25 protein-coding genes are annotated in these 23,270 nt (G+C 73.9%); 8 read left to right on the forward strand and 17 right to left on the reverse strand.

Annotated features, from left to right (window positions below; translation table 11 throughout):
* Nucleotides 1–30: 30 nt before the first annotated feature.
* The 3 genes from WA762_RS04025 to WA762_RS04035 all read right to left on the reverse strand — a co-directional run bounded on the left by WA762_RS04025 (nt 31) and on the right by WA762_RS04035 (nt 3,494).
* Nucleotides 31–1,182: a CaiB/BaiF CoA transferase family protein gene (locus tag WA762_RS04025; protein WP_335932927.1), complete on the reverse strand. Its 1,152-nt coding sequence runs from the start codon at nt 1,180–1,182 to the stop codon at nt 31–33.
* Between the two features lie 280 nt (nt 1,183–1,462).
* Nucleotides 1,463–2,476: a peptidoglycan-binding domain-containing protein gene (locus WA762_RS04030; RefSeq protein WP_335932929.1), complete on the reverse strand. Its 1,014-nt coding sequence runs from the start codon at nt 2,474–2,476 to the stop codon at nt 1,463–1,465.
* A 190-nt stretch (nt 2,477–2,666) separates the two neighbouring features.
* Nucleotides 2,667–3,494 (reverse strand): glycoside hydrolase family 25 protein, encoded by an 828-nt coding sequence (locus tag WA762_RS04035; protein ID WP_335932931.1) that lies wholly within the window; start codon nt 3,492–3,494, stop codon nt 2,667–2,669.
* A gap of 258 nt (nt 3,495–3,752) precedes the next feature.
* On the opposite strand from WA762_RS04035, the gene WA762_RS04040 reads away from it, so the two are divergent.
* A complete protein-coding gene (locus WA762_RS04040) occupies nt 3,753–4,781 on the forward strand; it encodes a peptidoglycan-binding protein (RefSeq protein WP_335932933.1) in 1,029 nt (342 codons plus the stop codon).
* Between the two features lie 30 nt (nt 4,782–4,811).
* Here the strand turns inward: WA762_RS04040 and mmpA are convergent, their stop codons facing one another.
* Together mmpA and WA762_RS04050 are read right to left on the reverse strand one after the other, a co-directional pair.
* Nucleotides 4,812–4,955: a morphogenic membrane protein MmpA gene (mmpA, locus tag WA762_RS04045; RefSeq protein ID WP_335932935.1), complete on the reverse strand. Its 144-nt coding sequence runs from the start codon at nt 4,953–4,955 to the stop codon at nt 4,812–4,814.
* A gap of 106 nt (nt 4,956–5,061) precedes the next feature.
* Nucleotides 5,062–5,739, reverse strand: a complete 678-nt coding sequence (locus tag WA762_RS04050) for an endonuclease V (RefSeq protein ID WP_335932937.1) — start codon at nt 5,737–5,739, stop codon at nt 5,062–5,064.
* Between the two features lie 143 nt (nt 5,740–5,882).
* On the opposite strand from WA762_RS04050, the gene WA762_RS04055 reads away from it, so the two are divergent.
* Nucleotides 5,883–6,179: a YciI family protein gene (locus tag WA762_RS04055; RefSeq protein ID WP_335932939.1), complete on the forward strand. Its 297-nt coding sequence runs from the start codon at nt 5,883–5,885 to the stop codon at nt 6,177–6,179.
* Here the strand turns inward: WA762_RS04055 and WA762_RS04060 are convergent.
* Entirely contained in the window at nt 6,115–7,401 is a 1,287-nt protein-coding gene (locus tag WA762_RS04060; protein WP_335932940.1) for a beta propeller repeat protein, read from the reverse strand. The genes WA762_RS04055 and WA762_RS04060 overlap by 65 nt on opposite strands.
* Before the next feature lie 400 nt (nt 7,402–7,801).
* Between WA762_RS04060 and ssgD the strand changes: the two genes are divergently transcribed.
* On the forward strand, nt 7,802–8,215 hold the full coding sequence (gene ssgD, locus WA762_RS04065) for a spore wall synthesis regulator SsgD (protein ID WP_335932941.1): 414 nt from the start codon (nt 7,802–7,804) through the stop codon (nt 8,213–8,215).
* A gap of 222 nt (nt 8,216–8,437) precedes the next feature.
* On the opposite strand, the gene WA762_RS04070 is transcribed toward ssgD, so the two are convergent.
* Nucleotides 8,438–8,911 (reverse strand): ATP-binding protein, encoded by a 474-nt coding sequence (locus tag WA762_RS04070; protein WP_335932942.1) that lies wholly within the window; start codon nt 8,909–8,911, stop codon nt 8,438–8,440.
* Nucleotides 8,912–9,062: 151 nt separating this feature from the next.
* On the opposite strand from WA762_RS04070, the gene WA762_RS04075 reads away from it, so the two are divergent.
* From WA762_RS04075 to WA762_RS04090, 4 genes are all read left to right on the forward strand, one after another.
* The gene (locus WA762_RS04075; RefSeq protein WP_335932943.1) at nt 9,063–9,914 is read left to right on the forward strand and encodes a helix-turn-helix domain-containing protein; all 852 of its coding nucleotides are present in this window, start codon (nt 9,063–9,065) and stop codon (nt 9,912–9,914) included.
* 25 nt (nt 9,915–9,939) lie between these two features.
* Nucleotides 9,940–10,131: a hypothetical protein gene (locus WA762_RS04080; protein ID WP_335932944.1), complete on the forward strand. Its 192-nt coding sequence runs from the start codon at nt 9,940–9,942 to the stop codon at nt 10,129–10,131.
* Between the two features lie 223 nt (nt 10,132–10,354).
* Nucleotides 10,355–12,694 (forward strand): excinuclease ABC subunit UvrA, encoded by a 2,340-nt coding sequence (locus WA762_RS04085; RefSeq protein ID WP_335932945.1) that lies wholly within the window; start codon nt 10,355–10,357, stop codon nt 12,692–12,694.
* Nucleotides 12,695–12,833: 139 nt separating this feature from the next.
* Complete coding sequence (locus tag WA762_RS04090) at nt 12,834–13,811, forward strand: acyl-ACP desaturase (protein ID WP_335932947.1); 978 nt, start codon at nt 12,834–12,836, stop codon at nt 13,809–13,811.
* Between the two features lie 84 nt (nt 13,812–13,895).
* Here WA762_RS04090 and WA762_RS04095 read toward each other — a convergent pair whose 3' ends face one another.
* The 10 genes from WA762_RS04095 to WA762_RS04140 form a co-directional block, all read right to left on the reverse strand.
* Nucleotides 13,896–14,396 (reverse strand): tetratricopeptide repeat protein, encoded by a 501-nt coding sequence (locus WA762_RS04095; RefSeq protein WP_335932948.1) that lies wholly within the window; start codon nt 14,394–14,396, stop codon nt 13,896–13,898.
* A 98-nt stretch (nt 14,397–14,494) separates the two neighbouring features.
* Nucleotides 14,495–15,241: a hypothetical protein gene (locus tag WA762_RS04100; protein WP_335932949.1), complete on the reverse strand. Its 747-nt coding sequence runs from the start codon at nt 15,239–15,241 to the stop codon at nt 14,495–14,497.
* Between the two features lie 188 nt (nt 15,242–15,429).
* Nucleotides 15,430–15,684, reverse strand: coding sequence for a WhiB family transcriptional regulator (locus WA762_RS04105; RefSeq protein ID WP_335932950.1), 255 nt, complete (start codon nt 15,682–15,684; stop codon nt 15,430–15,432).
* A 287-nt stretch (nt 15,685–15,971) separates the two neighbouring features.
* Nucleotides 15,972–17,048, reverse strand: coding sequence for an LLM class flavin-dependent oxidoreductase (locus WA762_RS04110; RefSeq protein WP_335932952.1), 1,077 nt, complete (start codon nt 17,046–17,048; stop codon nt 15,972–15,974).
* A gap of 4 nt (nt 17,049–17,052) precedes the next feature.
* Nucleotides 17,053–17,940: an ABC transporter substrate-binding protein gene (locus tag WA762_RS04115; RefSeq protein WP_335932953.1), complete on the reverse strand. Its 888-nt coding sequence runs from the start codon at nt 17,938–17,940 to the stop codon at nt 17,053–17,055.
* Nucleotides 17,941–18,774: an ABC transporter ATP-binding protein gene (locus WA762_RS04120; RefSeq protein WP_335932955.1), complete on the reverse strand. Its 834-nt coding sequence runs from the start codon at nt 18,772–18,774 to the stop codon at nt 17,941–17,943. It abuts the gene before it with no gap.
* Entirely contained in the window at nt 18,771–19,601 is an 831-nt protein-coding gene (locus tag WA762_RS04125; protein ID WP_335932956.1) for an ABC transporter permease, read from the reverse strand. The genes WA762_RS04120 and WA762_RS04125 overlap by 4 nt, the downstream gene beginning before the upstream one ends.
* The gene (locus WA762_RS04130; protein WP_335932958.1) at nt 19,598–20,617 is read right to left on the reverse strand and encodes an ABC transporter substrate-binding protein; all 1,020 of its coding nucleotides are present in this window, start codon (nt 20,615–20,617) and stop codon (nt 19,598–19,600) included. Before WA762_RS04130 ends, WA762_RS04125 begins: the two co-directional genes overlap by 4 nt.
* Before the next feature lie 13 nt (nt 20,618–20,630).
* Entirely contained in the window at nt 20,631–21,656 is a 1,026-nt protein-coding gene (locus tag WA762_RS04135; RefSeq protein ID WP_335932960.1) for an ABC transporter substrate-binding protein, read from the reverse strand.
* Between the two features lie 328 nt (nt 21,657–21,984).
* Complete coding sequence (locus tag WA762_RS04140; protein WP_335932962.1) at nt 21,985–22,095, reverse strand: putative leader peptide; 111 nt, start codon at nt 22,093–22,095, stop codon at nt 21,985–21,987.
* Between the two features lie 275 nt (nt 22,096–22,370).
* Here WA762_RS04140 and WA762_RS04145 point away from each other — a divergent pair, with 275 nt between their 5' ends.
* On the forward strand, nt 22,371–23,153 hold the full coding sequence (locus tag WA762_RS04145) for an IclR family transcriptional regulator (protein ID WP_335933026.1): 783 nt from the start codon (nt 22,371–22,373) through the stop codon (nt 23,151–23,153).
* The last annotated feature ends 117 nt before the right edge of the window (nt 23,154–23,270 follow it).

Raw genomic sequence — 23,270 nt, forward strand, 5'->3', positions numbered from 1 at the left:
GGCCGGCTCCGGCGGCGGTCCTCGGGCCCGTCACCCGGAGCGGGCGCCGTCGGTCCCCGAGAGCCGGGGGACGTCCCAGTCGGCGGCCACCGTCCCGTTGTCCGCGCCGGGGCGGGCGGGGCCGGTGCGTACCGCGGTGGGGGTGGCGGAGAAGCGGGGCGCCGGGGCGGGCTGGGTGAGTCCCCCGTGCTCGACGAAGGTGGCGCGGGCGGCGAGATGCGGGTGCCCGGGGGCCTCGCGGAGCGACAGCACGGGGGCGACGCACGCGTCACCGCCTTCGAACACCTCGGTCCATTCCGCGCGGGTGCGGGTCCTGAACCGTTCGGCGACGAGGGCGCGGAGCTCGTCCCACCGTGTGACGTCCCAGCGGTCCGGGGCGTCGTCGCCGAGGCCGAGGAGGGTGCGGAACTCGTCGTAGAACCGCTCTTCCAGCGGGCCGACCGCCATGTACCGCCCGTCGGCGGTCTCGTACGTGCCGTAGAACGGGCAGCCGCCGTCCAGCAGGTTGGAGCCGCGCCGGTCCTGCCAGCCGCCGGCCGCCAGCATCCCGTGGATCATGGTGGAGAGGTGGCTGGCGCCGTCCACGATCGCCGCGTCCACGACCTGGCCCCGGCCGCCGGGCGTACGGGCGTGCTGGAGCGCGGCGAGGACGCCGACGACGAGGTAGAGCGAGCCGCCCGCGTAGTCGCCGACCAGGTTGGCCGGGACGGCGGGCGGCTCGCCGGGCCGACCGATCATGGAGAGGGCGCCGGTGAGGGCGATGTACGCGATGTCGTGCCCGGCCGCTCCGGCGAGCGGCCCGTCCTGGCCCCAGCCCGTCATCCGTCCGTAGACGAGCCGGGGGTTGCGGGCGAGCGCGGCGTCCGGCCCGACCCCGAGGCGTTCGGCGACGCCGGGGCGGTAGCCCTCGATCAGGATGTCGGCGCGCCCGGCCAGTTCGAGCACCGTGTCCGGCCCGTCCTCGGCCTTGAGGTCGACGAGCACGGACCGCTTGTTGCGGTTGGTCAGGTCGTACGCCGGGTCGATGCCGAGCCCCGGACCGCCGGGGCGGTCGACCCTGACGACGTCGGCGCCGAGGTCCGCCAGGAGCATGGCGGCGAACGGCCCGGGCCCGATGCCCGCCAGCTCCAGCACCCGCACCCCCGCCAGGGGGCCGTCCGGTCCGTGCTCCGTCGTCGTCATCGAGCCCCCAGCGGTATGACACAACTGATGTAACAGCGATGATGCTAAGAACGCACCGCGCTCCGCACAAGCCTTTGGGGCGAGCAAGCGCTTGGTCCTGTCCGGGATCCTCCCCCACGGGCGCCGCCCGGCCGCGCATCGCCACGGCTGCCGCCATCCCCACGGCATGCCGGTGTCCGGCAGCCCCGCGGCGGGCTGCCGGACAGCGTTCGTTCTCGGCGGGACCCCGGCCTCCGCCCCGGCGGACCGGCTCATCTTTCGGCGGGGTTGGGCCTCCCCCTCAGCGGGACCAGGCGCAGTGCACATGGCGGCCGTGCCCGGGGTCGCCCGGGCCGAGGACCTCCTGTGCGCCGAGCTTCCTGCACGTGGCCATGAACTGCTTGTGCGGGGCGCCGCTGCCGACGTGGCGGCCGTTGATGTGCGTGACGTCGAAGGCGATCCCGGCGTAGTGCCGGGAGTTGCCGCTGTGGTCGCCGCCGACGATCTCGGAGACCGACAGCCGGTAGCCGTACTGGGTGCGCAGCTTCAGCAGCCCGCTCAGCATGCGGGGATCGAGCGGGACCCGTCGGTTGGGCTTGTCGCCCCACGGGCTGGTGAGCGCGCCCTTCCCGACGGCCGTGTCGACGATGTTCTGCCGCGCCGTCGACCCGGCGTGCCTGCCGCCCGGGTGGACGGTGGCCAGCGCGATCTGCTTCTGGGCCAGGATCCGCTCGGCCAGGGCCGCCCGGTCGCCGGCCGGCTTCCCGCCGGTCAGCAGGGCCGCCCAGGTGGCGGGCCCGACGACGCCGTCGGCCGTGAGACCGGCCGCCTTCTGGAACGCCTTCACCTTCGCCGTCGTCGTCGCGCTGAAGGCGCCGTCGACGGTCACCGCCTGACCGCGCGCCTTCAGCAGGGTCTGGGCCGCCTTCACGGCCGCGCCCTTCGCGCCGCCGCGCAGGGTGGTGACCAGCCTGGTCCAGGTGGCGGACCCGACGACGCCGTCCGGGGTGAGCCGCTGGGTCTTCTGAAACGCCTTCACCTCGGTGGTCGTGGCCGGTCCGAAGCTCCCGTCGGCGGTCACCGGCCGGCCCCGGAAGGTCAGCAGGTGCTGGAGCGCGGTCACGCCCGCGCCCTTGCTTCCGGCCTTCAGGGTCGGCCAGTCGGCCGCCGCCGGAAGCGCGGCCGCGTCTGCGGCCGCCGGGCGGACGCCCGCAGCGGCGAGGGAGGCCGCCGGTCCGGTGAGGACGGCCAGGGCGGCGATGCCGGCGGCGAGCCGGACGGCGGTGCGACGAGCGCGGACGGACGGTGTGTTCATGGAGCACTCCTCGGATGTGGGGCGGCCCGGGATGGGGCCGGAGAGCGGATGGCGTGGGTGATGAGTCCTGGTGCGGTACGACGGCGGAGGTTCGAGGACGGGGGCGGAGGAGCCCGGTCGGCCCTCGAAGCACCTGGAGGCGCCCCGGCCTCGCCGTGCGTCGGCGGATCGCGGGCCGCGCCCGCCGTGGTCAGCGGGCGTCCGTCCGCGGCGCGCCGCCCTTCGCGAGCGCCGCCAGTTCGGACCGGCCGCCGCGGAAGACGTCACGGTCCACCGGCCCCTCGATCCCGGGAGCCGATCCCGTCCGCGTGTGCTGCCAGAAGGACCAGGAACGCCCGGCGCCCGACACCTCCCGCGGTTCGCGGGAGCCGCTGCCGTAGCGGGCGAGCCACAGCGGATGACCGGCGAACGCCTCCCCCTTGCCGCCCATGCACTCCGCCACGAAGGACGCCCGGGTGTAGACGATCGGGGTGACGCCGAACGCCTTCCGTACCTCCTGGAGGAAGATCCGCGCCTGTTGGGTGCGGAGGCGCCGCGGGCACACCTCCTTGCCGCCGCCCGCGGGCAGCTTCTCCACGTCCAGCACCGGCGGCAGCTCGCCCGCGCCGTCCCCCCGGTAGCCGGCCGCCCGGGCGGTCGCGACGAAGTGCCCCGCCTGGGCCGCCCCGTCGGCCGTGTCCTTCGGGTCGAAGAAGTGGTACGGAGCACGGAACATCGGGGTCCGGGAGACTTCGGCGTAGTCGCGGGCGAACCACGAGTCCTTGCCCGAGACCCCTTGGGTGGCCTTGAGGAAGGCGAAGTCGTTCGCGGCGGCCACCCGGCGCCAGTCGATCTCCGTCGGCCTGTCGCGCCCCTTCGACTCGTGGTTGTGGTGGCTGGTGTCCACCCCGTCGACCGGATAGGCGGAGGGCGGTGCGGCGCCGACGGCCGGGGTGATCAACCCCAGCGCGACGAGAGCCGCGCCCACCAGGGTCCCGGTCAGCGCGAGACGCACTCGAACGGGTGATGACTGAGGCATATTCAAGCCTTCATGTTCGTCGGATGAGCAGACCTCGGATGCCGCCGTCGGCCACGAACGCACAGGTGGGAGCGGCCCTTCGAGGGGCCGATGACGGAGGCGGGGTCGCGGCGCCCGTCGGGCCGGCCGCTCCTCAACTGTGCAGCACCGCACGGGGGTTTCACTACGATCTGCGTCCCGCGAATCGATGCGCCTATGCAGAGCCACCATGCACGCCGCTGAACTGCGGTTATGCACGAAGAAAGTCGAGAAGTGCCGATGACGGACAGCACCGTGACAAACGACGACGAGCATCCGGGGCGGGATCTCGCGGAGTTACTGAGGAGTTGGTGGGAGGCGTCCGCGCGCGACGGCCGCGAGAAGCCCACCCAGCGGTCGCTCGCCAAGCGGCTGGGAATCGACCAGACCACCCTGTCGCGGTATCTGAATCCCGCGCACGCCTCCAACGCCCCGTGCCGGATCGTGGAGCAGTTGCACACGGCGCTGGGGGCGCCGGCGCACGAACTGGTCCGGGCCCGCGCCCTGGCCGAGGCGGCGGCCGGTTCCGCGTCGCCCCGGAGGCGTCCGAGGCCCGGGGGCCGTCCCGCCCCGTCGGCCGCCGCCGAGGACGGCGGCACACCGGCGGCCGTCCGCGACGCGGAGCCCGCGCCCGGGTTCGGCGGCCCGGACGCCGGGCCGGCGCCCGGGCACGGTGCGGGGACCGGCCGGCCTGGTCGCTCCCGCGTCGCGTGGACGGTCGCGGCGGCCTCGGCCCTCCTTCTGCTGCTGGTGGCCGGCTGGAGCGCCTGGTGGCCCGGGCCGGCAGCGGGACGCGGCGGCGCAGAGGCCGTCGCGGAGGTGTCCGACCAGCCGTCGGAGGGCACGGGCTGGCCGCTGGCGCGCAAGGGGAACGTGCTGTGGAAGGCCCGTACGGTGCAGCTGCTGCTGCGGGCGCACGGCTACGACGTGAAGGTCGACGCGGACTACGGACCGGCCACCGCGGAGGCGGTCAGGAAATTCCAGACGGCCCATGCCCTGACGGCGGACGGCAAGGTCGGGAAGGACACCTGGCCGCTGCTGATCACCACGGTCGATTCCCGCACCCGGGAGCCCGAGGCCGTCATGGCGGTGCAGTACCTGCTGCACCGGGCGGGGGTGGCGACCGACAGCACCGGCGCGTACACCCCGTCGACGATGCGGTCGCTGAAGGAGTTCCAGGCGTCCCGGAATCTGCCCGTGACGGGCGTCGGCGACGAGGCCACCTGGCGCGCCCTGCTCAACGCCCAGGGGCCGGATCAGCACAAATAGCCTCGCCCGGGCGGACGGACGGCGTCCGGGTCAGAGCGCCCAGGACACCAGCGTGCAGATCATCGAGACGGCCCAGACCGCTCCCGCGACGATGCCGAGGCTCATGCCCACCGCGACCCGGCGCTGGGCGAGATAGACGGTTCCCGGTCGCGTGGACGTTCGATGTTCAGTCATACGCACCAGTCTGCCCGTCAAGATCGCCGAGCGACATCCGTACGCGTACTCAACTCAATCGGCGTCTCCCGCCCGGCCGGTGCGCCGACCCGGTGCGCCCGGCGGGTCAGGCCGTGGCCTCCCGCAGCGCACGCCGACAGAGCGCGTCCGCCCTGCGGGTCGTCTCCGGCTGACGGTAGTCGCGGGCGAGCAGCAGGGTGTGGGCGCAGGCGTTGTCCAGTCCGGTCCGGTGCCCGACCGAGACGAAGACGGGTTTGACGCCGTCCTGGGTGCGCAGCGCCCGGCCCACCTCCTCGTCGCCGTCGAGCAGCGGCGACCAGTCGCCCCGGCGGGGTCCGGGCCGTTCATGGGCGAAGGTGAACGGGTTCTTGGCGACGCCGAACACCGGAAGTCCGGTGAGCACCCCGAGGTGGCTGGCGAGGCCCAGGCGTCGCGGGTGCGCCAGGCCGTATCCGTCGCAGATCACCAGCCCCGGGTCGACCGGCAGCGCCTCCAGCGCGGCCAGCACGGCCGGGAGCTCGCGGAAGGCCAGGAGGCCCGGGACGTACGGGAAGGCGACCCGGCCGGCGGCGGTGGCCTCGGCGACCACGTCGAACGTCGTCCCGTCGAGGACCACCGCCGCCGCCACGACCACATCGCGCTCGTCGTCGTAGGCGACGTCGACCCCGGTGACCCGGCCGACGCCGGGCGGCGGGCCCGGTTCGTCGAGCACCACGAGGGGGCGCAACGCGTCCTGCACGGCCCGGGCCTCGGCCTCGTCGGCCGGCGTCGTGAACGTTGTCATAGTGCCGTCAAGCCTAAGGGCTGTCCCGTGGGCCGTGTCGTGGGCCGTGCCGTGGTCCGCGGGGCACGGAGGTCCCCGGGGCGGCCGGGCCCCGTCCGGGAACCCGGGAACCCGGGCCATGTCCGTCCCGTAGCCTGGCGATCATGTTCGTACTGGAATTGAGCTACACCGCGCCCGTCGAGCGCGTCGACGCGCTGCTGACGGACCATGTCGCCTGGCTGGACCGGCATTACGAGGCCGGGGCGTTCATCGCGTCGGGACGCAAGAACCCGCGCGACGGCGGGGTGATCCTGGCGGCCGGGGGCGACCGTGCGCGGATCGAGGAGATCGTGGCGGGGGATCCGTTCGTCACGGGGGGCGTGTGCGAGTACCGGATCACCGAGTTCTTCGCGACCAAGACCTCCGAGCAACTCGCCCCGTACCGCGAGCAGTTGCCGTAGCCCGGCCGGGGCAGGCCCCGAGAAGGGGGCGTCGGCGGCCCTCGGGGCGGCCGGGGCGACGCCGCCGCCCCGGACACGCACCGCCCCGGGCGCCGCGGTCCCGGGCGCGCGGGCGCCGCTGCTTCCCCGCGCGTGCCACGCGTCCGTTCTCGCCCGCGGCCCAGCAGCCGCCGTCCGGTGCGCAGTCGACCGTGTCGTACGAGCCGGTGTCGACGGTGCGCCAGGTGCGTCCGCCGTCCCGGGTGAGGTCCGTTCCGGTGGGGCCGAGCGCCAGGGCGCGCGACGTGCTGTGCGGCAGCCGGGCGACGCCGGAGCGGTATCGCGGCGGCGGGGCGGCCGACCGCCGCCGGCCGCGGCCCGCGTCCCCGGTCACGGCCGCCGCGTGGGGCGACGGCCGGTCCGCGCGGTAGTCGCCGCCGACCGCGATGCCGTGACGGCGGTCGCGGAAGGCCGGCCCGAACACACCGCGCGCCGGATCGCCCGCCGGGACCGTCGGCGCGGACGCGGTCCAGGTCAGCCCCCCCCGGTCCGCGGAGTGCAGCACCCGCGCGGTGGCGCCGCCCCCGGTCGCCTGCCAGACGTCCCGGGCGCCGGATGTCACCAGGCACTGGCCGCTCGCGGCGAAGGCCGCCTCGCCGTCCTGGGCCTGCGGCATGCCCGCGTCGGGCAGCACCCGCCGGCTCCGGCCGCCGTCCCCGGTCGAGAGGACGCGGAACCTCCTGTCGACGGGGTCGCTCACCGCGAGCCCGTGCCGGCTGTCGAAGATGGCGAGGCAGTCGTAGCAGGCGCGGGGGTCGGTGTTGCGGAACGACTCCGCCCAGGTCGCTCCCCCGTCGTCCGTGCGGAACACCCGGGACGCCTCGCCCTCGCCGATGGACAGGGCCACCGCGCGCCGGTCGTCGAACGCCTCGATGCCACGGAGTTCGAGCCCCTCCCGCACCGCTCCGGGCGGCGACACGTCGCGCCAGCGGCGTCCGCCGTCGGTGGTGCGCAGCACCGTGCCCCGGGTCCCGGCGGCCCAGGCGGTGCGCCGGTCGACCGCGGCGAGACCCCGGAAGCGGGCGTCGGTCCCGGTGGCGGTGGGCGTCCGGACGGGCCGCTCACCGGCCGGCGGCCGGTCCGGCGGCGCGGCCGCGGCCTCCGGCGCGGCCAGTGCCGCGGTCAGTGCCGCCGCGCAGAGTCCCCATGCCGTCGGCCGAGTCGTCGTTCCCCTGGCCCTCATGGCGTCGGAAGCCAGGCCCTGCCTTCAAACCGCCGCCTGCCGTGCGGCGTCTGACACTTCCCCGAGCTCTCGGCTTCGCTCGAGCAGGGGAGACCCCATTGCTCGCGGCGTTGTCGGAGTCGTCCTCGTACGTCCAGTACGAGGACGATCCTCCGCCTTGCGATCGCACGCACCAGACGCCGCACGGCCCGGCCTCCGGCCGAACGACGGCACTTTGAAGACAGGGCCTAGCCCACGGGCCGGGCTCCGTCCAGGGTGACGGGCGGGAGAACGGGTACACGACCGGTGCGACGGCGCACGGTGACACAACTCACGCCACCGCCCTGTGCACGTGAACGTGGGTTCCGCCGTCTCTGTCGGTGCCGGGAACCGTTCGTCTGGCCGAGAAAGGAAGCAGGACTTGTCCACCGTCATCGAGCAGTCCGTGCAGGCCCGCATGGTCGCGTCCGCGCCGCGGATGGAAACCCTTCCGGCCACTCTGCAGTACGACCGCAGAGACCCGTTCGCCGTGCGCATGGCGTTCCCCGCGAGGGCGACCCTGGAAGGCGCCGAGGTGTCCTGGGAGTTCTCCCGGGAACTGCTCGCCGCCGGGGTGGACGAGGCCGCCGGGGTCGGCGACGTGCGCATCAGGCCGTACGGGCACGGCCGCACGGTGCTGGAGTTCCACGCCGTCGAAGGCGTCGCGATGGTCCACGTCCGCACCGCGGAGCTGCGGCTGTTCCTCGACCGCGCGCAGAAGCTGGTGCCGTCCGGCGACGAGCACCGCTTCCTGGATCTCGACCGGGACCTGACCGATCTCTTCGGGGAAGGCTGACGGGCGGCGGGCCGCTCCGTACGGCGGGCCGGGTCGTACGGGCCCGCGCCGCGTCGTGCCGTGCGCGGGCCTGCCGCGCGGCGGGCCGTGTCGTGCGTCGCGGACCGTCGTGCGGCGGGCCGGGGCGCGCCCCGTGGCGCGTCGTCCGGTCGTGTCGTTCGGCCGCCCCGCCCGGCGGGTCCCGTCGGTCCCGCGGTGCGGGCCGGGGCGGTCGACGCGGAGTCAGCGGTGGAGTAAGGCCCATGCCTTGCAGCCGCCGGTGGGGGTCAGCGCGGGGGCGAGCCCCCAGTCCCCGCCGTGCGAGTCGACGGCGGCGGCCAGCAACCACATGCTCTCGCTGCGGCGTTCGCGGCACTCCTCGGACTTCTCGGCCGAGCCGTGGGGCGGATGCTGGTCGTAGAGGATGACGCGCAGTGCGTCGAACTGCCAGTGGACTCTCAGCAGCATCTCCCGGTCCGGGGTGAAGCGGTAGGCGGAGGCGACCAGTTCGGAGGCGGCGAGAACGGCGGTCTCACGCAGTTCGGAGAGGCCGTGCCGGTCGAGGAGGTCGCCCACGGCTCCGCGGGCGAGGCCGGCGCAGAACGCCCCTCCCGGCAGTGCGAACGAGTAACTGAGGTTGTCCACCATCGGCGGCCGGGGGCCGACCGGTACGGGAGCCGGGAGGCAACGCAATGCGCCCTTCATCAAGATGCTCACATTTCCGGTAATTGTGTTGACGTTCACAACCGGGCTCAGTCGCCCCGGGTGAGACTTGCGCTACCGACGGTAGCGCAAGTAGGAGCACAGTGCTACTACTTGCCCGGTTCCGGTTGTTTCGTTCGACCCCGTCCCCGGAAAGGACCCCGACGTGCCACCCAGAAGCACCCCGACGGCCCGACAGCAACGCCTCGGCGCCGAACTGCGCAAGCTGCGCGAGCAGTCGGGGATGTCGGTCCAGCAGGCAGCGGCCCTGCTCGGCGTCGACCGCACCCGCATCCCGAACATCGAGTCGGGCCGCTTCGGGATCAGCGCCGAGCGGGTCCGCACCCTGGCGTTCAACTACGGCTGTCCGGACGCGGTCCTGGTCGACCTGCTCGCGGAGATGGCCCGGGAGCGCGCCACGGGGTGGTGGGAGGAACACCGCGGCCTGCTGCTTCCGTCACTGCTCGACATCGCCGAACTCGAACACCACGCGGTCGAGCTGGCCACCTCCACCACCATCCACATCCCCGGCCTGCTGCAGACCGAGGAGCACGCGCGGGCGCTCTTCGCCATGGCCGATCCCCCGCTGCCGGGACCGGATCTCGGCGCCCGCCTCGCGCTGCGGCTCCGCCGCCAGGAGGTGCTGGACCGGGACCGGCCCCCGTCCTACGAGGCGGTGGTCCACGAGGCGGCGCTGCGCATGCAGTTCGGCGGCCCGAAGGTGGCGCGCGCGCAACTGGAGCACATCGCCGAGCAGTCCGAGCGGGACCGGATCACGGTCCGGGTCATCCCGTTCACCGCCGGCGGCCTCCCCGGCGCCGGACAGTCGTTCACCTACGCGGGCGCCGCGGCGCCGCAGCTCGATACGGTGCAGCTCGACTCCTCGCACGGTTCGATGTTGCTGGACTCCGACATGCAACTCCGCCGGTATCGCGGCCTGTTGGAGCGTCTGCGCACACTCGCCCTGCCGGTCGGGGAATCACGCGACCTCATCCGAGCCATAGCCCGGGACCTCTGACCCGGCATCGTCGAGAGGACAGACCATGACCGAGATCCACTGGGACGATCCCTTCTGCAGCGAGGGCGCCAACTGCTTCCGCTTCGGCCTCGACGACGAGGGGCGGGCGTACATCGGCTCCACCACGGACGCCGACGTCCATGTCAGCGACTCCGTGGAGGCGCTGCGGGCGCTGATCTCCGCGGTGAAGTCGGGGGCGGCGGACCACCTGCTCTGATCCCCCCGGCCCGACCACGCCGCCGCCCCGTCACCCCCGTCGCCCGGCCCGCGCGGCCGCACGGGCGGCGCCGAGCGGCGCCCTGCGGCGAGCACGACCGCTCCGAGCACGCCGACCGCTCTGAGCGACCCTCCCGCGGGGCCGGCCGGGCCCCGCGGGAGGCTCCGACCGCCCCGGGAAATCCAGACAGGAGATGTCGGGTATCGCGGTTAGCTTCGGCCGCATGAATCACCCCGCCCGCCGGAACACGGACCGGCACATCGTGGTCACCGGGGCGCGTGCGAACAATCTGCGCGACGTCTCACTCGCCATCCCGAAGGAACGGATCACCGTCTTCACCGGAGTGTCCGGTTCGGGCAAGTCGTCCCTCGTCTTCGGCACGATCGCCGTGGAATCGCAACGGCAGCTGAACGAGACGTTCAGCTCGTTCCTGCGCAACCGGTTGCCGAAGCACGAGCGGCCCCGCGTGGACTCGATCGACGACCTGTCCGTGGCGGTCGTGGTGGACCAGAAGCCGATCGGCGCCAACATCCGCTCCACCGTGGGCACCATGACCGACATCTGGTCGGTGATCCGGGTGCTGTTCTCCCGGCACGGGACGCCGAGCGCGGGCACGGCGACCGCGTACTCGTTCAACGAACCGGACGGCATGTGCCCGGAGTGCGACGGCGTGGGGCGCACGGTGCGTCTCGACGTCGGCCGGATCCTCGATCCCGACAAGTCGCTCAACGAGGGCGCGTTGCTGCTGCCGGGGCTCTCGGTGGGCGGCTGGGAGTGGCAGTTGTACGCCGGCTCGGGCCGCTTCGACAACGACAGGCCGCTGCGCGACTTCACCGAGGAGGAGATGCGGCTCCTGCTGCACGGCGGTGGATTCACCGTCCGGGTGAGGACGAAGTCGTCCGAGGCCGAGATGCGGTTCGAGGGCGTCGTCGAACGCTTCACCCGGCTCCATCTGAAGCGGGACACCGAGGGACTCTCGGAGCGGCGCCGCGAGACCGCCCGCCGCTTCACCGTCGAGTCCGTGTGCGCGTCCTGCGACGGCGCCCGGCTGAACGCGGCGGCGCTCGCCACCCGGATCGACGGCCTCTCCATCGCCGACTACGGGCGGATGGAGGTCGCCGACCTGGTGAAGGTGCTAGCGGCGATCGACGATCCGGTGGCCGGCCCGGTGGCCTCGGCCGCCCGCGAGCGGCTGGAGCGACTGGTGGACATCGGCCTCGGCTACCTCAGCCTGAATCGCGAGACCGGCACGCTGTCGGGCGGCGAGGGGCAGCGGCTCAAGCTGGTCCGGCACCTGGGAAGTGCGCTGACCGGACTGACCTTCGTCCTCGACGAGCCGAGCGTGGGACTGCATCCGCGCGACGTCGGCCGGCTGGGCGACCTGCTGGTCCGGCTGCGCGACCGGGGCAACACCGTCCTCGTCGTCGAGCACGACCCGGATGTGCTGGCCGTCGCGGACCACGTCGTCGACATGGGACCGCGGGCGGGCGCCGACGGCGGACGCGTCGTCTTCGAGGGGCCGGTGGAAGGGCTGCGCCGGGCCGACACGCTCACCGGACGCTGCCTGCGCCGCCGGCCACGGCTCAAGGACACGTTCCGGTCCCCCACCGGATGGATGCCGGTGACGGGCGCCGGGCTGCACAACCTCAAGAACGTGGACGCGGCGTTCCCGCGGGGTGTGCTGACAGTGGTGACGGGAGTGGCCGGATCCGGCAAGTCGACGCTGGTCTCGCGGGTGTTCACCGAGGCGTACCCGGACGCCGTGGTCGTCGACCAGGGCGCGATCACCGCGTCGTCGCGTTCGACCCCGGCGTCCTTCCTCGGCGTGCTGGACCCGATCCGCAGGATCTTCGCCCGGGAGAACGGCGTCGATCCGGGACTCTTCAGCTTCAACTCCTCGGGAGCCTGCGGACATTGCTCGGGGCGCGGGGTGATCTCCACCGACCTCGCGTTCATGGACCCGGTGACCGCCGTCTGCCCGGTGTGCGAGGGCCGGCGCTTCGACGACGAGGTGCTGCGCCACCGGGTCGGCGGCGCGTCCATCGTCGACGTGCTGGAGATGACGGCCGCACCGGCCGCCCGCCTCTTCGACGACCCGGCCCTGTCGCGCCGACTGCGCGCGCTCGACGACGTCGGCCTGGCGTACCTGCCCCTGGGCCGGTCGCTCAGCACGCTCTCGGGAGGCGAGCGCCAGCGCGTCAAACTCGCCACCCGGCTGCACCGGACCGGCGTCGTGTACGTGCTCGACGAGCCCACCGCCGGGCTGCACATGGCGGACACCGGCGCGCTCGTCGACCTGCTGGACCGGCTGGTGGACGCGGGCAACAGCGTGATCTGCGTGGAACACGACCTGGACGTGCTCAGGCGCGCGGACTGGGTGATCGACCTCGGCCCCGAGGGCGGCCGCAACGGCGGCGAAGTGCTCTTCCAGGGGACTCCGGCCGGACTGCTCGACCACCCCACCTCGTTCACCGCCGCGTATCTGCGCCGGGACCTGGGCCCGGACCCGGTCCGCGGTCCGGAACCGCCCCCGGCCGACGGGGCCGGAACGCCCGTCTCCTGACCGACGGCCGGAAGGGGTTCGCGAGCGGCTCGGCGGGGTTTGGAGGGGGCCGAGTTGGCGACGGTCTTACCGCCGCTTTAACCTACGGTCTCGTAACCTACGTGTCCGTAGGTAAACCTCCCGTCCCCAGGAGTCCCCCGTGACCATCACCGCTCCCCACCTCGGCAGTTCCAAGGCGTGGACCGACACACAATTGCTGTACGCCCTGGAAGAGGCGGTGGAGCGGGAGCTCAACCGGCACCTCAAGGTCGCCAAGGACTGGATGCCGCACGAGTACGTGCCGTTCTCCGACGGGCGGAACTTCCCGGGCGTCTTCGAGGACGGCGAGGAGTGGCGGGCCGACCAGTCCAAGGTGACTGACATCGGCAGGACCGCCCTGGTCGTCAATCTGCTGACGGAGGACAACCTCCCGAGCTACCACCACGAGATCGCCTCCCTCTTCGGCCGCGACGGCGCCTGGGGCACCTGGGTGCACCGCTGGACCGCCGAGGAGGGCCGGCACGGCATCGTGATGCGCGACTACCTGCTCACGTCGCGCGCCGTGGACCCGGACAAGCTGGAGCGGTTCCGGATGGCGCACATGGCGGAGGGCTTCGAGTCCGACAACCGCCACTCGATGCTGCGCTCCGTGGCGTACGTCGCCTTCCAGGAGCTGGCCACCCGCGTCTCGCACCGCAACACCGGCCATCAGTCGGGCGATCCGGTCTGCGACCGGATGCTGGCGCGCATCGCGACCGACGAGAACCTGCACATGGTCTTCTACCGCAACCTGCTCGGCGCGGCGTTCGAGATCGCCCCGGACGAGACGATGCGGGCGGTGCGCGACGTCGTCGTCGACTTCCGGATGCCCGGTCACGGCATCCCGGGCTTCGAGCGGGCCGCGGCGCAGATGGCGATCGGCGGGATCTACAACCTGCGCATCCACCACGACGACGTGCTCCAGCCGGTCCTGCGCTATCTGAAGGTGCTCCAGATCGGCGGCCTGGGCCCCGAGGGGCTCAGGGCGCAGGAGGAGCTGGGCCTGTACATGGGCGGTCTGAACGACGAGGCCGCGAAGTTCGACGAGAAGCTCGCCGCCCGCAAGGCGCGCATGGCCGCCCGCGCAGCCGGAGCCTGACACCCGCCGGGACCGCCGCCGCAGCGGCGCCCGTGCCGGGGCGGGCACGCCGACGGTCCCGTGCCGGGGCGGGCCCGGCCGGGGTCACACGGTCGCGCGCAGATCCTTCGCGTAGTGCTCGATCGCGCCCCGGTACTGCCGCAGCGTCGGGTCCTCGCTGGTGCCGGCCAGCAGCTCCAGCAGCAGTCGCGCGGACGCGTGGTGCTCGCCGGTGTTGAACAGGGCCATGGCGAGAAACGCGCGCAACGCGCCGTCGTCGGGGAACTCCTCGACCCCGCCGGTGAGGACCTCGACGGCCCGGTCGTACCGGCCCAGCACCCGGTAGGTGCTCCCCAGGCCGAGCAGCGCGCCCCGGCGGTCCTCCTCGGACAGCCCGGCGCCCCGCAGGGCGCGCTCGTAGAACGGCACGGCCTCGGCCTCGCGGCCGAGCACGTCGTGGACCCATGCGGCCTGATACGCCACTTCGGCGTCCTCGGGGTGGGCCGCGGACAGGTCGAGCAACCGCAGCCGGGCTTCCTCGGGGCGTCCCTCGGTACGCAGCCGCACGGCCGCTGCGAGCAGGGTGTCCCGATCGTTTCGCGTCATCAGGACACCCTCTCAGAGCGCCGGGGCGCGAGGACGGTCGGCCCGGGGCGACGCCGGGGCACGGCCCGGTCCCCCGGCCGCCGGACGTACGGCCGTGTTCACCGGGGCGCCCCGCGAAGACCCCACCGCCCCGGAACGTCGCCCGGTTCGTCCGGGCCCGAGGACGGGGGCGGGACGGGCCGACACCGCTGTTCGCCGACGGGAGGGAAGTCCGGGGGAACCGCGCCGTGCGCCGGCCCCGGTTCGGCCCCGGTCAGTTCGTACGCCGCGTCCGGGAACCCCGCACCGGATCCCTCCCGTGCGGCCGCCCGCACGGTGAGGCGTTCGCCCGGGAGGACGGCGAGAAGGGCGATCCGGGAGACGAGCGGTTTGCGCACGGAGACGGTTCCGGACGACCCGCCCCCGACGACGAGGTGGTCGGCCTCCTCGGCCACGAGGAAGGTGAAGAAGCGCAGCAGCTCATATCCGTCGTCGGCCTGTTGCCGTCCGGTGAACAGGCACGTCTCGGAGTCTCCGAACGGAATCAGCGCTCTGCCGTCCAGCGGGGCGGCGGCGCTCCGGGGGTCGGTCGGGTCGAATCCCAGCACGCCGCCGGAGAGGTGTTCCGCGGCTTCCCAGGGACCGTCGTCCTCGCGGGCGGAGAAGTAGAGCTCCTCGGCTACGAGGCCGTCCTTGCGCCGGTGCAGGAGGCAGACGAAGCCGAGGGCGCCCCGTACGCAGACGTCGGCGACGACGCCCGGGGCGGTCTCGTCGAACGCGACGGGCGCGGCCCGCGTCGCGCCGGTCTCCCGCGCGGACGCGGCGGTCAGGGCGGACCGGGCGAATCCCGCCAGGTTCTGGCGCATGGCGCTCCTTCGTCGGCTCGTTCCTCCGCGCGGCACCCCGAGGATCTCACGGGCCGTGAGCCGTTTCTTCGCCGGACATGGGCCGTCGCTCCCGCACGGCGCGGTGGCCGCGGGACCGGCACGGGGACGCGCCCGGCCGGACGGCCCGATCCCCCGACGGGCCGTCCGGCCGGGCGCGGGCCGAATGGTCAGGCCCGCCTGCGCTCGTCCCTGCGCAGCTTCTCCCGCTCCTTCTCGGAGAGGCCGCCCCAGACGCCGAAGCGCTCGTCGTTGGCGAGGGCGTACTCCAGGCAGGCCACGCGCCCCTCGCAGGCGTTGCAGAGCTGCTTGGCCTCACGCGTGGAGCTGCCGGGGGCGGGAAAGAAGAACTCGGGCCCCGCCTGCGCGCAGAGCGCCGTCTCCTGCCAGGCGAGCTCGGGATCGGCCGTGGTGTTGATCAGCATGACGTATACGGTGCCCGGTCGCGATAAACAACCGATCAACGCCGCATCAATGCGGCGCGCCGATGCTTTCCGGTCGACCTTTCCGGCCACCGCCCGCTACGGCCGGGCCGCGTTCCACCCGGCCGGAGCGAATGGCCCGCCGCCGGGTGGTCCGGAGTGTACAGCGCGGCGGGAGGGGAACCGAGGGGTTCCGCGTCGGCGGGTCCGGGCCCCGGCGGAGGCTCCACGGCCGGCGCCGGGCGGCACCGGCCGTGAGGCGCCGGCCCGCCGTCTCGGGCTCTCGGCCCTCAGGCCCGCCGCACCCCCAGGGCCGGGAGCACGGTCTCCGCGACCCGGTACGCCTCCTCCAGCAGCGGGTTGCCGGAGAGGATGAAGGTGTCGACGCCCAGGTCCTGGAACTCCTTGAGCCGCTCGGTCACCTGGGCCGCCGACCCGACGACCGCGGTGCCGGGGCCGGGGCGGAACAGGCTCATGCCCGGCCATAGGTTGGGGTGGGTCTCCAGCTCCCGGGCGTGCGCGGGAACCCTTCCGCCGTGCTGCCGGAACTGGCGCTGCCAGCCCACGCCGTCCTCCCCCGTGCGCTCGCCGAGCTGACGGGCGTAGGTCGCCTCGCTGGTGACGTCGAGGAGCCGGTCGGCGGCCGCCCATGCCTCGTCCTCGGTGTCCCGGACGATGAGGTGGAGGCGCAGGCCGATCCTGAGGGTGCGTCCGTGTGCGGCGGCGCGGGCCCGGACCCGCGCCAGCTTCTCCGCGAGCAGGTGCGGGGGCTCGCCCCAGGTGAGGAAGACGTCGACGTGCTCGGCCGCCATCTCGATGCCGGCGTCGGAGGAGCCGCCGAACCAGAGCGGGATGTGCGGGGCCTGCACCGGCCTCAGCTCCCTGAAGGACGCGCCCGCGTCCTTCAGGTCGTAGAAGCGGCCCTGGTGGTCGAAGACCTCGCCGGCGGTCAACCGTTTCACGATCGACCAGTACTCGGCGCTGAGCCGGTACCTTTCGTCGTGCTCCACATGGAGTCCGTACTCCTGGAGCGCCTTGGTGGAGCCGTTGACGACGTTGAAGCGGAGTCTGCCGCCGAAGAGGTTGTCGAAGGTGAGCGCCGTCTTGGCGAGCAGGGTGGGCGAGATCAGGCCGGGGTGGACCGCCAGCAGGGGCTTGAACCGGGTGCTGGTGGCGGCGGCCAGCGCGCTGCCGAGCGGCCAGACGTCGTACAGGTCGGTGGCCAGCAGCGCGCCGCTGTATCCGAGGCGTTCGACCGTCCCGGCGAGCTGGGTGAGGTAGCCGAGATCGACCGGCCGGCGTCCCTCGGGCTCCCAGGGGTAGGCGCCTTCGCGCGGAATGATGTACCAGAGGACTTCGGTCGCCATGTCGTCACACCGTCCCGCCGGCCGGGGCCCCCGCGAGGGCGTCGGCCACGGTGACCGGCCGGTCGATGAATCCGACGCGGTGGAAGATGTCGGCCGCCTCCTGCTGCTCGGCGAGGAACGCGTCGGTGACGGCCTCGATCCGCCAGGGCAGGGCGCGCAGCGCGGTCTCCCAGTCGTCGGCCGGTCCGCCGAGGTCGGCCGCGGCGATCTCGGCGGCCTGCCGGGGGTGGGCCGCCGCCCACGCGTCGGCGCGCCGGAGGGCGCGGATCAGGGCCTCGACGACCTCGGGGCGGTTCTCGGCCAGGTCCCGGCGGGCGAAGAAGACGGAGCGGTCGGTGATGACGTCTCCGGTGGGGATCAGGGTGCGCAGTCCGCCGGTGCGGCGGGCGCCGGCCAGTCGGTGGCCCTGGGCGACCCAGGCGGTGACGGCTCCGGTGCGCAGCAGTTCCTCGCTGTCCTCGCCGGCGCGGACGGCGGTGATGTCGTCGGCGTAGGAGAGTCCGGCGTCGTCGAGCGCCTTGGCGATCAGGTGGGTCTGCCAGGAGCCGACCGCGAGATGGACCGTGCCGCCCCTGAGGCCGGCGACGGTGCGCACGGGGCTGTCCTCGGGGACGAGGAGTGCGCCGTGCTCGGGGCGGGGCGCGGAGACGGCGGCGTAGACGATGTCGTGTCCGGCCGCCTGGGCGGTGACCGGCGGGGTGGAGCCGGTGCCGCCGAAGTCGATGACGCCGGCGGCGAGGAGTTCGCCGGTGCGCACGCCGTCGGTGTACGGGTGGAAGACGACGCTCTCGCCCAGCGGGGCGAGTTCCTCCTGGGCCAGGCCGAGGCGGGTGAGGTGGTAGAGGTGGTAGAGGGACGGATTGCTGCTGTGGACACCGATGGTGATGGGCATTCAGATCGCTCCGGCTTCGTCGTGTGCGGGGGTGTCGGGGAGTTCGGCAGTGGCGGGGAGTTCGGGGGTACCGGGAGTGGCGGGGGTATCGGCAGTGGCGGGGGGTCGTGCGGGGCGCGGGGCCCGGCCGACCCCGAGTTCGTGGAGGAGTCGTCGGCGCAGGGCCGCGAAGGCGGGGTCGCCGGGGTCGCGCGGCCGGTCGACGGCGACGGGTTCGTCGGTGACGAGGCGGCCGTCGCGCAGGACGGCGACCCGGTCGGCGAGCCGGACCGCCTCGTCGACGTCGTGGGTGACGAGCAGGACGGCGGGCCGGTGCCTGCGGCACAGTTCCCCCACCAGGTCCTGCATCTTCAGCCGGGTCAGGGCGTCGAGCGCGGCGAACGGCTCGTCCAGCAGCAGCAGTTCGGGTTGCCGGACCAGGGCGCGGGCGAGTGCGACGCGTTGTGCCTCGCCGCCGGACAGGACGGCCGGCCAGGCGTCCGCGTGCCGTTCCAGACCGACTTCGGCCAGGGCCCGCAGCCCGTCCTGACGGCGGCCGCGCGGCAGCGCCACGGTGACGTTGGCGAGGACCTTCTTCGAGGGGATCAGGCGGGGTTCCTGGAAGACCACGGTCCGGGACGGCGGCACGAGGACCTCCCCCTCGTCGGCTCCGTCGAGCGCGCCGAGGATGCGCAGCAGGGTCGTCTTGCCGCTTCCGCTGGCGCCGAGCAGGGCGACGAACTCGCCGCGTGCGATGTCCAGCCGCAGTCCGTCGAGCACGGCCCGGCCGCGGAAGACGCGGCGCAGTCCGCGGACCCGTACGGCCGCTTCGGGCCGGGGGGCGTGGTCGCTCACCGGGTGGCTCCCCTCGCGTCGCGCCAGGGCATCAGCACGCGTTCCAGCAGCCGTACGACCAGGTCGGCGGTGAGGCCGAGCAGTCCGTAGACGAGGATGCAGACGGCGAGGACGTCGGTGCGGGCGTAGCTCTGCGCCTGGGACATGAGATAGCCGATGCCGGCCGTGGCGTTGATCTCCTCGGCGGCGATCAGGGCGATGACGCTGAGTGTCATGGAGAGCCGCAGCCCGGCGAGCAGGGAGGGCAGTGCGCCGGGGAGGACGACCTCCCGCACGAGGGCGAGCCGTCCCATCCCGAAGCTGCGCATGGCCTCGACGAGCCGGGGATCGGTGTCGCGCACCCCGCTCGACGTCGACACGTACATGGGGAAGGTGGTGGCGACGGCGATGAGCAGGATCTTCGCGGTCTCGTTGATCCCGAACCAGACCATGAACAGGGGTACCAGGGAGAGGAACGGGATGGTGCGCAGGGTCTGGAGGGAGGAGTCGAGGAGTTCGTCGCCGAGGCGGGTGAATCCGGTGGTGACGCCGAGGGTGAGCCCGGCGGCGAGTCCGATGAGGAGGCCGAGGCCGGAACGGGTGAGGGAGGTGGTCAGCGCGTCGGGCAGTTGCCCGTTCCCCCACATCTCGCCCACGGCCCGGACCACTTCGGCGGGCGAGGCGAGCACGTCGGGGGTGAGGAGTCCGGTGGCGGAGGCCGCCCACCAGAGCGCGAGGAGGGCCGCGGGGCCGAGGGCGCGGACGGTGACGGCGCGGGCCCGGCTCCGTTCCCTGCGGCGCGGGGGGCGCGGCCGAACCAGCCCCGGGTGCGGGACGGCGGCGCTCATGTCAGCTTCTCGACGTCGAGGACGTGGGCGGCGACGTCGACCCGGGTCGTGGTGACCTTCCGCTGTGCGTAGAAGGCGGCGACGTCCTCGAAGCGTCTGATGTCCTCGGGGCGGATGGGGTCGACGGTGCCGCCCCGGCGGAGGAAGTCGGCCTGGATCTCCTTCGCCCTGCCGGTGACCGCGGTCGGGCCGGCGTCGGTGAAGACATTGAGATACGCGTCCGGGTTCCGCTTCTCCTTCGCGCTCGCGTCGTGGAGGTACCGGTAGAGCGCCTTCACGATGTCCGGGTGCTGTTCGACGAAGCCGGTGCGCACGGCGTCGAGGCTGTAGTTGTCGGATCCGATCGCGGCGCCGTCGGCGAGGAAGCGCGCGGCGCCGGTGCCGAGTTCGGCGACGGAGTAGGCAGACCAGACGGCCCAGGCGTCGACCTTGCCCGCGTTGAAGACGGCGGCGGTCTGGTCGGGCCGCAGATAGACCCGTTCGACCGCACCGACCGGGACGTGCGCCTCGGCGAGCGCCTTCAGCAGCAGGTACTCGCCGGTGCCGCCCTGGTTGACGGCGACCTTCCGCCCGGCCAGGTCGGCGACGGAGCGGATGCCGGAGTCGTTCTTGACGAGGATGCCCTCGCCGGCCTCGTCGGGGGCGACCGCGGTGAAGAACTTGAAGCCGGGGCGCTGGGCGAGCGAGGTGATGCCGGAGGTGATGGAGCCGGTCGCGAAGTCGAGCTGGTCGGCGTTCATGGCCTGGGCGGCGGGGGCGAAGGGGCCGGCGCTGCCGGTCCATCGCACCTTGGCCCCGACTTTCGCGAGGGCCTTGTCGAGGCTGCCGTCCTTCTTGCCGACGGCGAGCACGCCCGAGTTGCCGGGGTCGGGGATGCGGACCTCCACCGTGCCGTGCGCGCCGGAGCCGCCGCCGGGGCCGCCCTCGGAGGCGTCGCAGGCGGTGAGGGCGAGGAGCGCGGTGACTGTGAGGAGCGCGGGGGCGAGGGCCGTGCGCGGCGGCCGTGAGCGGTTCATGGTGTCGGTGTCCTCAGAGCTCGGGGGTGGAGGGGCGGTCGGCGGCGCGGGACGCGGCGAGCGCGGTGGCGCGGCGCAGGGGTTCGGGGTCGGCCCAGGCCGTGACGTCGACGGGTTCGGGGAGGAAGCCGTGGGCGCGCAGCGCGGTCTCCTGCGCGGCCAGCAGCGAGAGACGCCGGGCGGAGAGGTCCGGCCGCAGGGCGAGGTGGGTGCCGGGCCGGTAGGCGCCGGCGACGCCCTCGGCGCCCGCCCCGGTCTCGGCGCCGAGGATGCGGGCGACCTCGCCGGGCTGTCCGGCGGCCCAGTCGGCGGCCCGCAGCAGCACGGCGAGGAAGCGGTCGACGAGGTGGGGGTGGTCGTCGAGGAGCCGCTGGTGGACGGTGATGGGGCGCGGGGTGCCGTTGTTGATCCGGTGCCGGGCATCGGGCAGGTCGTCGAGTTCGACGGCGACCTCGGCGCCGGCGCGCCGCGCGGCCTCCACGGCGAGCGCGCCCTTCACGTACACGGCGTCGACGTCGCCGCGCCGCAGGGCCGCGAGTTCGGCGGCCCACTGGCCGTCGTGCCCGGCGGCGGGCACGTCCACGAACACGGCGTCGTCCGGTGCGAGTCCGGCGGAGGTGAGGGCCCCCTCGAAGCCGCGCAGGGCCATGGCCCGCCAGAAGTCGATGGCGATGCCGTGCGCGGGGACGGCGAGCCGCAGCCCGCGCAGCGCCTCGGCGCCCCGGAGGCCGGAACCGGGTGCGACCAGCACGGTCTGCCGTTCCTCGATCCAGGTGAGGCCGATCAGCCGGGTCCGCTCACCGCGTGAACGGGCCCACAGGGCGGGGACGTTGCCGCCCTCGCGGAAGAGTCCCGGCAGGGCGTGGGTGAAGTGGGCGGCCGGGTGGGCGCCGGGGTCGGCGTCCTGGAGGGAGCGCACCTCGATGCCGTCGGGGGCGAACTCCTCGGTGAGCCACCGCCGGTCGGCGGCGATTCCGGTGGCGGTGGGGACGGGGCAGCGGGTGAACCAGAGGGTCGGGGGCAGGGCGGATCGCGTCATGGAGGTCTTCCCGGGGTGCGGTGGGACGGACGGGGCGGTGCGGGGGGCGCGCGGCCGGGCGGCCCGGGTGCGGCCGGGGATCACGAGGGCCGCGGAGCGGCTTCGGAGCGTTCCGGGAACGCCCGGCGTTCTCCGGGGTTGTTCCCGGGACGTTCCGAGAACACCCGGCGTTCTCCGGGGTTTCCGGGATTCCCGGGCTCTTCCGGACTCTCCGGGCCCTTCCGGGCGCTCAGGATGCGGGAGGCGCGTGGCGGCCCGTCCGTCGGAGACACGGGCATCGCGTACGGGACGGGCCCCGGTCCGCTTCGGGACGCGCGGGGCGGCGGGGTCAGCGACAGGCGGCGCTGGAGACGCGGGCCAGGTCGATGTGGCGGCGCAGCGTCAGGGCGAGCGGCGCCGGAGCGGTGCGACCGCGGCCCGCCTGACGGGTTTCGGCCATGGCACTGCTCCCTTCCGCTCGTCGGTGATGATGCCGAGCAGCGTGTCACGGACCCGCCCGGGGTCACAACTCGCTTCCCATGATGTGGGACCGGGCGTGAACGGAGTGTTTCACCGCCCGGGTCACGGGTTCACCGACTCCCGTAATGTGGCAGAAGGATGCTCTCGCCGACGGATCCCGTTCCCTGCCGCGGTTCCCCGTTCCCGTCCCGTCTTCCCTGCCGCGGTTCCCCGTTCCCGTCCCGTCTTCCCTGCCACGAGCGGAGTGTGACCGATATGAGAGAGGGCGCGCAGGCGCGTACCCCCGGCGGCGCGCAGGCGGTGCGCCGCGCCCTGGACGTCCTGCACTGCTTCCACGACAACGGTCCCGATCTCAGCGCGTCCGATCTCGCCCGCCGCCTGGAGCTGCCGGTCTCCACAGCGCACCGGCTGGCCCGCACCCTGCTCGCAGCGGGGTTCCTGGAGCAGGACGCCCTGACGTCCCGTTACCGGCTCGGCCCCGCGGTGACCGAGCTGGGCCGGCTCTCGTACCACCGGCGCGGGCTGCATCTGGCCGCCCCGGAGCTCGCCGATCTCGCGGAGCGCACCGGCGCCACTGCGGACCTGGCGCTGCGCAGCGGACCGCACGCGGTGATCGTCGCCGGCGGTTCGGTCGCCCCGGCGACGGGACTGCGCAGGCCCCTGCACTCCACGGCGCTCGGCAAGGTGCTGCTGGCGTGGGCGCGACCGGGCGAGGGCGGCCCCTCGTCGCTGCCGTCGCTGCCCGCGTTCACGGACCGCACGATCGTCGAACCGGCGGCCCTGGAAGCCGAGTTGGCGAGGGTGCGGGCCGCGGGGCACGCGCTCAACGACGGCGAGTCGGCGTACGGGGTGCGGACGCTGGCGGTCCCGGTGCTGGACGGCGCCGGGCACGCGCGCTTCGCGCTCGCGGTCCGCGCCACCCCGTCGGTGATCACCGACGCGCGCGTCGAGTGGTTCCTGTCGCGCGCCCGGTCCTGCGCGCGGGCGCTGGAGGTGCTGCTGCTCTCCCCGGCGGAACGGCGCCCGCCCGCGCCCTGAGCACCGCCGCGCGCGTCGGACGCGACGCCGCGCGCGGGGGGCCGGGGCCGTGTCGGCGGCGCGTGGCACGATAGAGGCTGCTCGGGGCCGGCGCCGGGCAGGACGGCGGCCCGGCCG

Source organism: Streptomyces tyrfis (assembly GCF_037034285.1).
In the GTDB taxonomy this organism is placed as follows: Bacteria; Actinomycetota; Actinomycetes; order Streptomycetales; family Streptomycetaceae; genus Streptomyces.

Excerpts from the sequence above, each read along its gene's own strand:
- WA762_RS04105 (WP_335932950.1), bottom strand. The coding sequence starts at position 15,684 with ATGCTGATCAACACCACGGCCGATCCCGAGCTCGCCTGGCAGGAGACG.
- WA762_RS04135 (WP_335932960.1), bottom strand. The coding sequence starts at position 21,656 with ATGACGCGATCCGCCCTGCCCCCGACCCTCTGGTTCACCCGCTGCCCC.
- WA762_RS04145 (WP_335933026.1), top strand. The coding sequence starts at position 22,371 with ATGAGAGAGGGCGCGCAGGCGCGTACCCCCGGCGGCGCGCAGGCGGTG.
- WA762_RS04130 (WP_335932958.1), bottom strand. The coding sequence starts at position 20,617 with ATGAACCGCTCACGGCCGCCGCGCACGGCCCTCGCCCCCGCGCTCCTC.
- WA762_RS04035 (WP_335932931.1), bottom strand. The coding sequence starts at position 3,494 with ATGCCTCAGTCATCACCCGTTCGAGTGCGTCTCGCGCTGACCGGGACC.
- WA762_RS04080 (WP_335932944.1), top strand. The coding sequence starts at position 9,940 with ATGACCGAGATCCACTGGGACGATCCCTTCTGCAGCGAGGGCGCCAAC.
- WA762_RS04030 (WP_335932929.1), bottom strand. The coding sequence starts at position 2,476 with ATGAACACACCGTCCGTCCGCGCTCGTCGCACCGCCGTCCGGCTCGCC.
- WA762_RS04050 (WP_335932937.1), bottom strand. The coding sequence starts at position 5,739 with ATGACAACGTTCACGACGCCGGCCGACGAGGCCGAGGCCCGGGCCGTG.
- mmpA (WP_335932935.1), bottom strand. The coding sequence starts at position 4,955 with ATGACTGAACATCGAACGTCCACGCGACCGGGAACCGTCTATCTCGCC.
- WA762_RS04125 (WP_335932956.1), bottom strand. The coding sequence starts at position 19,601 with ATGAGCGCCGCCGTCCCGCACCCGGGGCTGGTTCGGCCGCGCCCCCCG.
- WA762_RS04115 (WP_335932953.1), bottom strand. The coding sequence starts at position 17,940 with ATGCCCATCACCATCGGTGTCCACAGCAGCAATCCGTCCCTCTACCAC.
- WA762_RS04100 (WP_335932949.1), bottom strand. The coding sequence starts at position 15,241 with ATGCGCCAGAACCTGGCGGGATTCGCCCGGTCCGCCCTGACCGCCGCG.
- WA762_RS04085 (WP_335932945.1), top strand. The coding sequence starts at position 10,355 with ATGAATCACCCCGCCCGCCGGAACACGGACCGGCACATCGTGGTCACC.
- WA762_RS04095 (WP_335932948.1), bottom strand. The coding sequence starts at position 14,396 with ATGACGCGAAACGATCGGGACACCCTGCTCGCAGCGGCCGTGCGGCTG.
- WA762_RS04040 (WP_335932933.1), top strand. The coding sequence starts at position 3,753 with ATGACGGACAGCACCGTGACAAACGACGACGAGCATCCGGGGCGGGAT.
- WA762_RS04055 (WP_335932939.1), top strand. The coding sequence starts at position 5,883 with ATGTTCGTACTGGAATTGAGCTACACCGCGCCCGTCGAGCGCGTCGAC.
- WA762_RS04060 (WP_335932940.1), bottom strand. The coding sequence starts at position 7,401 with ATGAGGGCCAGGGGAACGACGACTCGGCCGACGGCATGGGGACTCTGC.
- WA762_RS04110 (WP_335932952.1), bottom strand. The coding sequence starts at position 17,048 with ATGGCGACCGAAGTCCTCTGGTACATCATTCCGCGCGAAGGCGCCTAC.
- WA762_RS04025 (WP_335932927.1), bottom strand. The coding sequence starts at position 1,182 with ATGACGACGACGGAGCACGGACCGGACGGCCCCCTGGCGGGGGTGCGG.
- WA762_RS04140 (WP_335932962.1), bottom strand. The coding sequence starts at position 22,095 with ATGGCCGAAACCCGTCAGGCGGGCCGCGGTCGCACCGCTCCGGCGCCG.